Origin of the sequence: Nodularia spumigena CCY9414, assembly GCF_000340565.2 — a bacterium.
Taxonomy (GTDB): domain Bacteria; phylum Cyanobacteriota; class Cyanobacteriia; order Cyanobacteriales; family Nostocaceae; genus Nodularia; species Nodularia spumigena.
The window spans coordinates 1915769-1928757 of the sequence record NZ_CP007203.1; the positions used below are offsets into that span (position 1 = coordinate 1915769).

At 41.9% G+C, this 12989-nt stretch carries 12 protein-coding genes and 1 pseudogene; 7 read left to right on the forward strand and 6 right to left on the reverse strand.

What is annotated here, in order from left to right; all coding sequences use genetic code 11:
• Nucleotides 1-24: 24 nt before the first annotated feature.
• The 4 genes from NSP_RS08525 to NSP_RS23985 all read right to left on the reverse strand — a co-directional run bounded on the left by NSP_RS08525 (nucleotide 25) and on the right by NSP_RS23985 (nucleotide 4014).
• Nucleotides 25-1512, reverse strand: coding sequence for a site-2 protease family protein (locus NSP_RS08525; RefSeq protein WP_042202381.1), 1488 nt, complete (start codon nucleotides 1510-1512; stop codon nucleotides 25-27).
• A gap of 132 nt (nucleotides 1513-1644) precedes the next feature.
• A complete protein-coding gene (coaBC, locus tag NSP_RS08530) occupies nucleotides 1645-2898 on the reverse strand; it encodes a bifunctional phosphopantothenoylcysteine decarboxylase/phosphopantothenate--cysteine ligase CoaBC (RefSeq protein ID WP_006197074.1) in 1254 nt (417 codons plus the stop codon).
• Nucleotides 2899-2965: 67 nt separating this feature from the next.
• Nucleotides 2966-3178, reverse strand: coding sequence for a protein IsiD (isiD, locus tag NSP_RS08535; RefSeq protein ID WP_006197073.1), 213 nt, complete (start codon nucleotides 3176-3178; stop codon nucleotides 2966-2968).
• Between the two features lie 215 nt (nucleotides 3179-3393).
• A complete protein-coding gene (locus tag NSP_RS23985) occupies nucleotides 3394-4014 on the reverse strand; it encodes an alpha/beta hydrolase (protein WP_071839285.1) in 621 nt (206 codons plus the stop codon).
• A 615-nt stretch (nucleotides 4015-4629) separates the two neighbouring features.
• On the opposite strand from NSP_RS23985, the gene NSP_RS08545 reads away from it, so the two are divergent.
• The 7 genes from NSP_RS08545 (at nucleotide 4630) to NSP_RS26785 (ending at nucleotide 11229) form a co-directional block, all read left to right on the forward strand.
• Entirely contained in the window at nucleotides 4630-5679 is a 1050-nt protein-coding gene (locus NSP_RS08545; RefSeq protein WP_006197071.1) for an iron ABC transporter substrate-binding protein, read from the forward strand.
• Nucleotides 5680-5862: 183 nt separating this feature from the next.
• Nucleotides 5863-6855 (forward strand): iron ABC transporter substrate-binding protein, encoded by a 993-nt coding sequence (locus tag NSP_RS08550; protein ID WP_006197070.1) that lies wholly within the window; start codon nucleotides 5863-5865, stop codon nucleotides 6853-6855.
• A 3-nt stretch (nucleotides 6856-6858) separates the two neighbouring features.
• Entirely contained in the window at nucleotides 6859-8478 is a 1620-nt protein-coding gene (locus tag NSP_RS08555) for an ABC transporter permease (protein ID WP_006197069.1), read from the forward strand.
• 34 nt (nucleotides 8479-8512) lie between these two features.
• Nucleotides 8513-9553 carry an ABC transporter ATP-binding protein gene (locus NSP_RS08560; RefSeq protein ID WP_006197068.1) on the forward strand — a complete coding sequence of 347 codons (1041 nt, stop codon included), beginning with the start codon at nucleotides 8513-8515 and terminating at the stop codon, nucleotides 9551-9553.
• A 128-nt stretch (nucleotides 9554-9681) separates the two neighbouring features.
• Nucleotides 9682-10797 carry a DNA cytosine methyltransferase gene (locus tag NSP_RS08565; RefSeq protein WP_006197067.1) on the forward strand — a complete coding sequence of 372 codons (1116 nt, stop codon included), beginning with the start codon at nucleotides 9682-9684 and terminating at the stop codon, nucleotides 10795-10797.
• Nucleotides 10787-11125: a BsuBI/PstI family type II restriction endonuclease gene (locus tag NSP_RS08570; protein ID WP_006197066.1), complete on the forward strand. Its 339-nt coding sequence runs from the start codon at nucleotides 10787-10789 to the stop codon at nucleotides 11123-11125. The genes NSP_RS08565 and NSP_RS08570 overlap by 11 nt, the downstream gene beginning before the upstream one ends.
• A 17-nt stretch (nucleotides 11126-11142) precedes the next feature.
• A complete protein-coding gene (locus tag NSP_RS26785) occupies nucleotides 11143-11229 on the forward strand; it encodes a BsuBI/PstI family type II restriction endonuclease (protein WP_231859591.1) in 87 nt (28 codons plus the stop codon).
• A 19-nt stretch (nucleotides 11230-11248) separates the two neighbouring features.
• Here the strand turns inward: NSP_RS26785 and NSP_RS08575 are convergent.
• Both NSP_RS08575 and NSP_RS08580 read right to left on the reverse strand, forming a co-directional pair.
• Nucleotides 11249-11512, reverse strand: a pseudogene (locus tag NSP_RS08575) (RNA 3'-terminal phosphate cyclase); the annotation flags it as partial.
• Between the two features lie 11 nt (nucleotides 11513-11523).
• Nucleotides 11524-12864, reverse strand: coding sequence for an FAD-binding oxidoreductase (locus NSP_RS08580; protein WP_006197064.1), 1341 nt, complete (start codon nucleotides 12862-12864; stop codon nucleotides 11524-11526).
• Nucleotides 12865-12989: the final 125 nt, after the last annotated feature.

Here is a 12989-nt window from a genome sequence, read left to right on the forward strand (position 1 = left end):
AACCTCTTCCCCCCAGCGCCCTACTTATCCGCCAATTCCCAACCTTCCCGCCACACCGGGAGTTAAAGGTAAGAGAGTAGAAATCATTAAGAATAGCGCCAATAAACCTAAAGCAGCCCTAGCATCATCAGGTTCGCTGATTTCATTTAAAGTCGGGCGTTCTAAATCTCGTTGTAAAAAGAAAATCACCACCGCCCAATAAATAGCCAGAGAATTACCCAGAGAAATTAACCCCAGCAAAATTAAAGTAGCAGCAGTGGCTCGTCCTGCGGTTTTGCGGCCATAAATTGCCTGTACAATACGACCACCATCTAATTGTCCAGCTGGCATCAAATTCAAAGCATTAATCACTAAACCTAGCCAACCAATCACCACCAGGGGATGGACACTGACAACAGATGATTGTAAAGCTGAACCCAGAACAACCCGCGCCAAGCTACCGACTAAAATTGAACCTTGGAAAAACTGATTGGGTAATTGAAATAAACTACCTGGGTGGGAAAGTAGCAAACCAACGAGCAGCATTAACAAAGAAAGGATACCACCTGCTGCTGGCCCTGCCAAAGCAATATCAAATAATACCTTGCGGTTGGGTAACAGAGACTCAAAGCGAGTAATTGCACCAAAAGAACCGATTTGCACAGCCGGTAAAAAGAAAGGCCAGCTGAGGCGGATTTGGTGACGACGAGCCAGCAACCAATGTCCAATTTCATGAGTTGCCAAAATTGCCAATATCCCAGTAGCTATGGGTACAGCAGCTGCAAATCGCTCTGGATTGGAAAATAAATCAAAATTCAGCAATAATCCCGCAGTTTCTAAACAAGTGGCGATAGTTGCTATCAGCAGAATCACCGCAAAGGATTTTTGCTGTAATGACATTGGACGTGGATCATTACGGCTAGGTAAAACAATCACTACAGGTTTACCCTCTGTGCTATCCACTAAAAACAGTCGATATTTATCACCTAATTTTGCTTGCAAACTTGCAGTTAAGCGGTTGTGAATCTCTTCTGGTTCCCCCCGCATATTACCTTTAAAAATCGCCCCTTCTTGATAGGAGATAGTTTCTGTGGTAAAAAACGTATCAATCCCGAAAATACTTTTAATAGCGCTTAAGTCTTCTTCAGGAATTGGTAATGCTTCAACTTTCAGTTCTGCCAATACGACTTGCGGAGTATTGTCTGCTGCTGGTGAAGAATCAGCCGCTAGCCTTTCTGTAGCTTTTTGCTTAATAATTGCATCTTGTCCGGCGGCGCGTAACTGTCTGCCTAAAAAGACATACAAAGCAGCAGATGTCAGCACTAAAATTAATATACCAGCTATGTTGATGTAAATACCTGCCGCAAACAAACCAAAAAATAGCAGCCAGGGAGTAATTAATACCACCGACTGTAACCAGGCTAAGATTCCCAGTTTCCCAAAAGGTCTAGCGCGATAAAAGCCCCAACCTAAAATACCCAAAGCAATTAACAAAATTATCCCAATCACGGGAATCTCTGACGAGGTAAACATTTCCAAACCCTTCGCTGTGAAAAACAAAGCCCGAATAGTCAGGTATTACAGACATTATCTCCTAATCCTAGACACTCCGTTGCCCAAAACCCGTCCCTTGACACTGAGCAAAACATCGAAACTCTCAAACTCTCAAACTCCGCGCCTCTGCGCCTCTGCGTGAGATAAACCCACAAAATCAAATAAATAATGCGCCATTTGCAACTTAGAACAAGAAGCAATTTCCCGTTGATTTCCTAGTTTATCTAAAAATATCGCCTGATTATTGTCACTACCAAAACCACTCTCAGGTTTATCAATAGGATTAGCAACAATCATATCCAAATTCTTATTCTGCAACTTAGCCATAGCTGGGGTGACAATATCCCCTGTCTGTGCTGCAAACCCAACTAAAAACTGATGGGGTTGTTTGAGTTGTGCTAATTGAGCAATGATATCTGCTACTGGTTCTAAAGGTAAAGATTGGGGAAGCGATCGCTTGGGTAATTTTTCTGTACTATAGTCTCTAGGCTTGACATCTGCCACAGCCGCAGACATAATAATCACATCAGCGTTATGTAAATATGACTGCATTGCCTGCTGCATTTCTTCAGCACTTACCACAGGTATAGCTTGCACTCCTAATGGTACATCCCAAGTCGCTGAACCATGCACTAACGTCACATTTGCGCCTCGATGCAGTGCTGCTTGGGCTAAAGCCAGTCCCATTTTCCCCGTGGAAGGATTGCCAATAAACCGCACTGGATCAAGATATTCTCTGGTTCCCCCAGCGCTAATTAATACATTCTTACCGATTAAATCTCGTTTACCGCCAGTGTGTAAAAGTGATTGAATATAAGTTAAAATTTCCGGGGGTTCTGCCATTCTCCCAGCACCGATGCGATCGCACGCCAATAACCCCGATGCTGTCATCATACCATGATATCTGCTATCTGTTAACAGTTGTCGCCAATTGCGCTGCACAGCCAACTGTAACCACATATCTGTATTCATAGCGGGAGCTAACAACACCGGACAAGTAGAAGCCAGCACAGTGTTTGTGAGTAAATTGTCAGCCATACCATAAGCTAACTTAGCTAATGTATGAGCCGTCAAAGGGGCAATTACCAACAAATCAGCCCATTCGCCCAACTCAATATGTAAGGGACGTGAATGAGTTGCTTGCCAAAAATCATCATCTGTGTATGCACAATGGCGAGACAGGGTAGCTAAAGTTAAAGGCGTGATAAATTGTTGGGCTGCTGGGGTGAGGATGACGCGAATTTCTACCCCAGTTTTAAACAGCGTGGAAACTAATTCACAAACCTTGTAGGCGGCGATACCACCACCGACAGCAATAATCACCCTGGTTTTGCGGTTTGGGGTTTGGGGTGGGAGATGCAACATAGTTAAAAGTTAGGAGTAAATAGTTAAAAATAATAACTTTTCACTCCTAATGTTAAAATTAAAATTCTTATGCTTCGTCGTAGGCTTCTAAATCCAAGAGATAGATATAGGGTTCAACTAACTCAGGACGTTGAAAAGCGATCGCACGCAACAGATGCCAATCATTTAAACCCTCAAAAGCATTGCTATAATCATCTTCTTCCAGACGATTAGCCAACTCTTGGACATCTGCCGTAGTCATAGCAGAAATGTCTTTCTTAGAAATGCTTAAAGTTGTCATAATCCTTGCCCCTCCCATATGCAGAATTCTCACCCAGCACGATTTGAGTTGCGCTTGACGCTGCCACCCAATCTATCTTACTCATTAGAGGGCGCACATTTCCGAAAAACTTGGATTTTTTTTACCATAATTTGCAAAACATTTGGACTTCAGACTAGAAAAGAAAAACGGGCGCAGGGGAGAAGCCATAAAAAAGCCTTTTATGCCCTGTTGTCCTAGACAATAAGATTTATCACGAAATTGCGTAGCACATCTAACATTTCTGGGCGAATTTCATGACCCAGATGAAATTCATGGTAATCTACCGTAATTCCCAAAGATTCTGTAAATTCCCGTGTTTTTAAGGCAGCTTGCAGTGGCACAACTTCATCGGATATACCATGCATAATTAACATCGGGGGAAAATCACCCTGAGTTGTTGTAACTATATCAGGATGCAAATATCCACTCATGACAACTAATCCGGCTAGAGGCAATTTTAACCCGACATCCAAGGTCATCGCCCCACCTTGAGAAAAACCACTCAAAATAGTGCGCGACATCGGCACACCAGTAGTACTCTCCAAAGATTGCAACCAATCTATCAGCAATTGCTGACTTTCTGCCAAACCTTCATAGATATTTTCCTGTCTCAGGTCATACCATGCCCTACCTGTGGGGGAATGGGGAAAAGGAAAAGGTGCATTGGGAAATAAAAACTGGTAATTAGGTAAATTAAAAAACGGTGATAAAGATGCTGCATCTTCAGCATTAGATCCCCAACCATGTAAACAGACAATTAAACCTGCGGGCGGTTGAGAATTAGAAGGGGGAAGGGAAATAAATTGTAACGACAGGGTTCTACTCCTAAAATTATGCTCTTAGAGTAGATTTTAACTCTACAAAGCTCATCTAAAATCTTCTTTGTGTCTTTGTGTTTTGGTATTAAATATGCGTCTGACACCACCGTTGCATACAACGGCTCTATATTTTCGTCACCAAATGTTCCATAAGAGACTTTAAATACAAAAAAATTATTAAGTAAGTCGGCACTAATATTTCAAGCTATATTAAGAACTTTTAATGTAGGGTGTGTTGTCGCGCAGCGCAACGCACCGTCAAAACTTCGGCTTTTTGTGTCAACAATTCAAGGTGCGTTAGCCTTCGGCATAACACACCCTACGAACAATTTATATTTCTTCATGTACATTGAATTTTTATCGCCGACTTACTTATCTAGGTTTTGTTGCTTTTACACAAGAATTCTGATTTAATGGAAATTACTGTCAAGTATATATTGGGAATTAATTTATAAAAATTATCAATAATACCACAAAATTAATGATTTTTACATTATCAAACTGGTAAGAAAATCACACTTGTTATCTAATTGTGTGATTACGCCAGTTTATCCGTTCATGGAAATCTATTTCTCAAATAGATTATGTCAGCGTTTTTGTTTGGAGAAAAGTATGAAGCGTCGCCAATTTGTTTATTTAGTAGGAATAGCAACTGCTAGCGGTGGGTTAGCCGTTGCTTGTGATGCTAATTCTAATCCAACCGCCACAGATTTAGGACAAACCGCCACAGAGTTGGAAAAAGAATTAGTAATTTACTCAGGACGCAACGAGAAACTAATCGGTGAATTAATTAAGCAGTTTGAGACCCAAGCGAATACTAAAGTTCAAGTCCGTTATGGTGATACGGCTGAATTAGCATCAGCAATTTTGGAAGAAGGTACAAATAGTCCCGCAGATGTATTTTTTGCTCAAGATGCAGGCGCTCTCGGAGCTATACAAAAAGCAGGTAGAACTGTAGAGTTACCAACCTCACTGCTGAATAAGGTAGATAGTGCTTACCGTTCTCCAGAGGGACAATGGGTAGGTGTTACAGGCAGAGTGCGTACAGTAGATTACAACACAAATTTAGTCAAAGCCGAGGAATTACCATCATCTATTTTTGGTTTTACTGACCCAAAATGGCAAGGTAAAATTGGTTGGGCCCCAACAAATGGCTCGTTTCAATCCTTTGTCACAGCCTTAAGAGTTGCTGAGGGAGAGGAGAGAGCCAAGGAATGGTTAGAAGGTATCAAAGCTAATAATGCCAAGGTTTATCCTAACAACACATCAATAGTAGAAGCTTTAAGCCGTGGTGAGATAGCTGTAGGATTTGTGAATCATTACTATCTGGAACGCATCAAACAAGATAATCCTGATGTTCCAGTGGCGCATCATTTCACTGAAGATATTGGATCTTTAGTTAATGTCGCAGGCGTAGCAATTCTTAATAGTGCGAAAAATCCAAATATTGCTCAAAGATTTGCCGAATTTTTGCTCAATGAAGATGCTCAAAACTACTTTGCTAGTGAAACCTTTGAGTATCCTCTAGCTTCTGGAGTTGCTCCCAAAGGGAGTTTGAAATCACTCAGCGAAATTCGCAAACAAGACAAACAAATTGATTTGAGTAACCTCGATGATTTGGATAATACACTGAAATTATTGCAGGAAGTAGCAATCATTTAAGTTGCTATCAACAGTATAGCTTAGTCAGGTAATGCAGGCAAAACTTCAAAATCTGGAAAAGTTTGAGAAGTTTTCTTGCTTACTACTAACACTTAATGGTAATAATTAAAAATAGCGAAACTATCGCTAAATATTCCTGATTAAAGAAAAATGCAGACTGTAAAATTGAAACCATTGTCATTAATGAAAGCAACAGCTGGAGCTTTAGCTTTCATGCTCACTTCGGGAATCGGTCTAAGTGTAAATGCACAAACAAAAACTCTGACTATCTATTCAGGTAGAGGGGAAAAACTGATTGGGCCGTTGCTCGAACAAGCCAAGAAAGACTTGGGTATGAATATCCAAGTGCGTTATGGTGATACTGCTGAGTTAGCGATCGCTCTAGTGGAAGAAGGCAAAAATAGCCGCGCCGACTTATACTTTGCTCAAGATGCAGGCGCTTTAGGCTTGCTAGAAAGACGAAATCTTACCCTACCAATTTCATCTAACTTGCTCAACCAAGTAGATCCTCGCTTTCGCTCTCCCCAAGGCAAATGGCTAGGTATTTCTGGTCGGGCGCGGACACTTAATTACAACACTAATTTAGTCAAAAAGGAACAACTGCCAAAATCAGTTTGGGACTTAGTAAAACCACAATGGCGTGGTAAAGTAGCTTGGGCCCCAACTAACGGCTCATTTCAGTCATTTGTTACCGCCATGCGGGTACTAGAGGGAGAACCCAGAACTCTGCAATGGCTGAAAGCGATGAAAGCTAATGGAGTCAAAGATTTACGCAACAACACGGCGATAGTAGAAGCCCTAGGACGCGGAGAAGCTCAAATCGGTTTGGTAAATAACTATTATTTAGCTAACTTTAAAAAAACTGATCCTAACTTCCCTGTAGCTGCTCACTACACTAATCAAGACGCAGCATCAATGTTTAACATTGCTGGTGTGGCAATTATGAACTCCACCAAGCAAAAACCGGAAGTAGAAAAATTTATTGGCTACCTCCTCAGACCGAGTTCACAAGCATACTTTGCTAAAGAAACTAATGAATACCCCGTAGTTTCAGGAGTAGCAGCGCCAGTAAATCAAGTACCACTGAACCAGATTAAAACACCCAACGTTAACCTGACAAATTTGAATGATCTGCCAGGAACGTTAGAATTGCTACAACAGGCAGGAGTTTTGTAAGAGTTGAAATCATCGGTTCGCCCTCCATTATTTCTAATTTTAGCGGCGGCGGTAGTAGCAGTGGCTATTACCCTGCCGTTAGTATACTTAGTTATCCGTGCAGTAGGTATTGGTGGGGATGAGTTTTGGGCATTAATTTCTCGTCCCCGCAATATCGGTGTTTTCTTGAATAGTGCGGCGATGGCGGCCACAGTGACTTTATTTTCTACACTGATTGCTGTACCATTAGCATTTTTAACTGTGCGGACAGACTTACCCGGACGTAAATTTTGGTTAGTCGCCACAACATTACCCTTAGCCGTTCCTAGCTATGTGGGCAGTTTTGCTTTAATTGCCACCTTAGCACCAAGGGGGAGTTTTTTACAGTTATTGCTCCAACCTTTGGGGGTAGAAGAGTTACCTTCAATTTATGGTTTTCCAGGGGCTGTTTTAGCCATCACCTTGTTTACTTATCCTTATCTCTTACTCAGTGTCCGTTCTGGGTTACAAGGTATAGACCCTTCGATAGAGGAAGCTGGGCGCAGTTTGGGTTATAGCAGTAAGGAAACCTTCTTTAAGGTAGTTTTACCCCAATTGAAACCCTCAATGATTGCCGGGGGGTTGTTGGTAGCTTTGTATTCGTTGCGGGACTTTGGCACACCGTCGCTGATGCGGTTTGATACCTTTACACGAGTAATTTTTATCCAATATAAAGCTAGCTTTAACCGCAATACAGCCGCAGTGTTAGCTTTAATGTTAGTGACACTGGTACTGTTAATTTTATGGTTAGAGTATCGAGTGCGATCGCGTGCTGCATATTACAGTCGTGGTTCTGCGTCTTTGCGTCCGCCCAAAATTGTTAAATTAGGAATTTGGAAATGGCCAGCGCTGGGCTTTTGTTTACTGATCACTAGCTTCGGTGTAGTGTTACCAGTAGGAATTACCTTATTTTGGCTAATTCGGGGACTAAATACAGGGTACAGTTTCCCCAACTTGTTACCCAGTATACTCAACTCAATTTCGGGAGCCGGATTAGCTGCGATCGCCGCTACAATATTTGCATTACCAGTAGCAATTTTATCAGTCAGGTTCCCCACTAAAATCACCGCCATCATAGAACGCTGCTCTTACATAAGTTTTGGAGTACCAGGAATTGTAGTAGCTTTATCCTTAGTCTTTTTTGGTGCTAACTACTTACCATTCCTATATCAAACATTACCAATGTTGGTATTTGCGTATTTAGTCTTATTTCTGCCCCAATCAGTGGGAGCGATACGCACCAGCCTTTTACAAGTCAACCCCCAGCTAGAAGAATCAGCACGCAGCTTAGGCAGAAATCCTTGGCAAGCCCTCAGAGAAGTGACTTTACCCCTCGTCAGACCTGGTGTAATTAGTGGTGCAGTCTTGGTCTTTCTCACAGCCATTAAAGAACTACCTGCAACAATGCTGTTAGCACCCATAGGCTTTAACACCTTAGCAACACAAATTTGGCAAGCCACAGAAAACGTTGATTTTGCCGACGCTGCGGCTTCTTCTCTAGCAATGTTGCTCGTTTCTATGGGTTCCACCTTATTGGTGTTATCTCAAGAAAACGTTAAAAAAGAGAAAGTCACACCTAACGCTGAAACCCAACCAAAATTTTAATTTACTCATCGCCTTATTTCCCCTGTTATCTACTATGCAACAAGCAATTGTCCAATTAGAGAATGTCACCAAGCAGTTTTCCCAAAATGTCGCCCCCGCCGTCGAGAACGTCTCCTTAACGCTGCAACAAGGGGATATATTGGGATTGCTCGGCCCATCTGGTTGCGGTAAAACCACGCTGTTGCGAATGATTGCGGGTTTTGAGAACGTGCAATCAGGAAAAATTGAAATTGGCGGTAGAATAGTTTCCCAGGGTTCTGTTTCTGTTCCAGCCGAACAGCGTGACATCGGTATTGTTTTTCAAGATTACGCCTTGTTTCCCCATTTGAACGTCGCCGAAAATGTCGCCTTTGGGTTGAGACATTCCACAAAACAGCAAATCCAAAAACGTATTAGCGAAGTCATTGAATTAGTAAACCTCCAAGGCTTAGAAAAGCGTTACCCTTACGAACTCTCAGGTGGACAACAGCAACGAGTCGCCCTCGCCCGCGCCTTAGCACCCCAACCGCAATTGATGCTGTTGGATGAACCCTTAAGCAACCTTGATATTCAAGTGCGGTTGCGGTTGCGCGAAGAAATTCGAGACATCCTGAAAGCGGCGGGTACTTCAGCTATTTTTGTTACCCATGACCAAGAAGAAGCGTTAGCTATTTCCGATATAGTCGGTGTAATGAAGCAGGGACACTTAGAACAATTAGGCACACCAGAAGAAATTTACACTCATCCAGCATCCAGATTTGTTGCTGAATTTGTGACTCAGGCTAACTTTCTTCCCGCCCGTCGTCAAGGTAATATCTGGGAAACCGAAGTAGGTAATTTTGAGTTACCAGTTAACTACACAAACGATACTGGCGAAATCATGATCCGCCAGGAAGGTTTAAAATTAGAAGCAGCTAGGGATTCGCCTGTATTTATCCACAGTCGCAGATTTTTAGGACGCGAGTATTTATATTGTTTAAAAACGGCCTCTGGGAAAGAAATTCATGCTCGCACAAGAGATGATATCCCTCTACCTATAGGCGCACGAGTTCAAGTATCTGTTCCAGGTAACACTGTGAAGGTTTTTACCCAATAGATTCTGGGACATTAAAGGTTTGTAGTTAGGGCTTCAGCCCTACTTCGATATCTGAAGTCCTTTCTGAGAGAAACAAATTTCCACAAATTTATCTTATATACTGGTTATTTGATAACTTAATTGAAACCTTGAAATTTAGACTGCCTTACCTTAATTTCATTGAAACAGAACTACAACTGCCTGAAAAAAATCATAGTGAATATTTAGTCATCGATTTATTTGGTGGTTGTGGTGGGCTGGCGCTGGGCTTTGAAGCTACAGGTTTTCAAACAATTGGTTACGAAATTCTAGCAGATTCCCGCGCAACCTATGAGCATAATCTGCTTGGTGTATGTAATCAGGTTAATTTAACACCATTCTCTAATTTAGTTGAAGGAGCAGCAGTGATAATTGGTGGGCCACCTTGTCAACCTTTTAGTGTCAGTGGGCATCAATTAGGCTTAAAAGATAGCCGTGATGGCTTTCCGACTTTTATTTCTGCTGTTGAGCGTTATCGTCCTCAAATAGCTTTATTTGAAAATGTACGGGGAATGCTGTTTCGTAATAAAAAATATTTTGAAGAAATAGTTTTAGCTCTACAAGAGATTGGTTATATTGTTGAATGGGAAATTTTAAATGCTGCCCACTATGGTGTACCTCAAAAACGAGAACGCCTGTTTTGTGTTGCACATAAAGGCAGTTGGCAGTGGCCTGAAAAAACACATTTTTATTCACCTTATACTGCTGGTGAAGCTTTGGGTAAATCAGCGTATTTAGCACCACCTAATTCCAAAATTCTAACTCCTAGCATGGATGAATATATTAAAAAGTATGAGATAGCCTCTAAATGTATTAATCCCAGAGATATTAATTTGGATACACCTGCTAGAACAGTAACCTGTAGAAATTTATCCAGTCCCACTGGTGATATGTTACGAATACGTTTACCAGATGGACGGAGAAGAAGGCTCACAGTTCGTGAGGGTGCGCGTCTGCAAAGTTTTCCTGATTGGTTCCAATTTCAAGGTTCTGAAAATCATCAATTTAACCAGATTGGTAATGCTGTGCCTCCTTTATTAGCAAAGGCTTTGGCGCATTCTGTAAAAACTTATTTAGAGAGGAATCAACAGAATTTATCACAAGAGTTTCATCAACCAACTCAATACGTACAGCTATCTCTAGAACTGGGAATAAATGCTGTGGAGAACACAGCCAGAAATAACCGCAAGTTAAGTAAACGAGGAGTGGTGAAGGATGCCGGATAACCTCAATTCACCTGATTCTATCCTAGCCCTGCAAAAAATAGTTGAAGCACACGGAAAGATGCCTGATGTTGTGGTTCACTTTGTAGAGAAGAATTGGCTGGTACTGATTGAAGCAACTACCAGTCATGGTCCGATAAATCCTAAACGCCGCAATGAACTAAAAGCCATATTTGGAAATTCCACGGCAGGACTTGTATTCGTCACCGCTTTTGATCGTCGCAGTGACATGGCAAGATATATTCAGGACTTACGCAAAATTATGGAAAAACGAACCACGAAGGACACGAAGGACACGAAGTTAAGAAGGTTTCAGAGAGTTCTTGCGTAAGTCCTAATATTAACGAAATTTCTTGGGAGACAGAAGTTTGGGTAGCAGAAGCACCAACTCATATAATTCACTTCAACTGTGAACGATTTCTAGGGCCATACTAAAAAAATATATCCCTGGCGATTACCTATCCCCAGGCTTAACCACCACGATCTTTTCTTCTTCATCTAATGTGATTTGCGCCAGCCCAAACTGTGCAATGATAGCGCCATTTGTCGTCAAATTTGTACTCACCTCAGCCACTCTATACTGACTTTCATCTGATGCTAAAACTGCTGGCAATAATAATTGATCCGCTAAATGTTCATCCACTGGTGCGCCAGTTTGATGAAATCTTAACAGCTGTTTGCAGGCAATTTCTGCAACGTTTTCGGAGGTTATGTATAAAATGTGATTTCTTAATTGGGAATTTCAAATTCTAAAACCTTACTCTTACCAGGATTCATTAACCCATAAGGGTCAACCATCTCTTTAAACTTTAACTGCTCAGGGTCAATAACTTTTCTACCCCCATCTTCAATAATATATGTGTGGGGATTAGCAATAGATACACCCTTAGCTTCGTGATAGCGAATAATTTCATTCAGGCGTTCTTCTGTGCTGTAACGCACAAGTTGTAAAGCACCAGGAATTACCCGACCATTGACGCGAAAAAATTCTAAATGCATCATCACTTCATCACCAAAATAATGATACATATGCTCTATCAGTTCTAAACTAGCATCAGCCGGAAACATACTTTGCAAATAAGTAATTGAAGTATCTACAGTCCGAGCGTGAAGCGTGGTGTGGTTCCAAGTAAATTCTCCCAAATTGATACTTTTTTCTGCAACTGGTTTTTGATATGTAATCTGTCCACCGTATTGCTGCACTAAACCCGGTAATAACTGTAAACTGGGTTCAGCCAGCATTAACAAGACTGAGTGACTACCTTCAGGAATATACTGTTGCAGAGGATGAAAGTATTGGGAAATAGGCGATGCGAATACCGCAATCAGTTTTTTAATCATGCCGTCAGCATTACCAAGGGCTTGCCCAAACTTGGCTGCTGCCATAAAATCTTCAAAAGTGACAATAACTTCTGCCCAAGGGTAAGCAGGCCCTAAAGGAATTTCGGCTTCAGTGATAATGCCATTAATTCCCCAAGCATGAGTAACTTTATGTACATCGTCGCCACGTAATTCGATCGCACGGGGTTCATCTTCTAAAGTTACCACTCGCAGGGCTAAAATATTACCGCGATCGCCTAATAACCCATATTGTATTGACCCAATACCACCACTTCCACCAGCAATAAATCCCCCAATTGTCGCTGTGCGGTATGTAGAAGGAGCCATACGGATTTCCCACCCGATTTCTCTCGCTTTTTTATCGATAGCTGCCAACTTCACCCCAGCTTCTACCCGCGCCACCCCTGGCTTTACCCAAGGTATCCCCTGCATCTTCGACATATCTAAAATTACGCCGCCATGTAAAGGCACACACTGCCCATAATTACCAGTACCCGCACCCCTTACAGTCACAGGTATTTTGCATTGTACACAAGCCGCCGCAACCTTGATTACTTCATCCTCGTTAGCAGGACGCACCACAATATCCCCCACTTTCCCCTCCAGCTTAGGTACTAGAACCGGGCTAAAGGTATGATAATCCTGGGATAATTTAGCCACCTGAGTGGGTTCAGTTATAATTTCTATGCCTGCGAGAGAGTTAATCAGAGTCTCTAATGCTTTCGCCATAGTTCACATCCTGTTTTTTAAATAAACACACGCCAAAGATATATTAACTCTGCGCTCCTTTGCGCTAACCTCCGCGCCCCTTTGCGTTTTTCATCTTGAGTTTTTGTCTTTGACAGCGCTGTCAT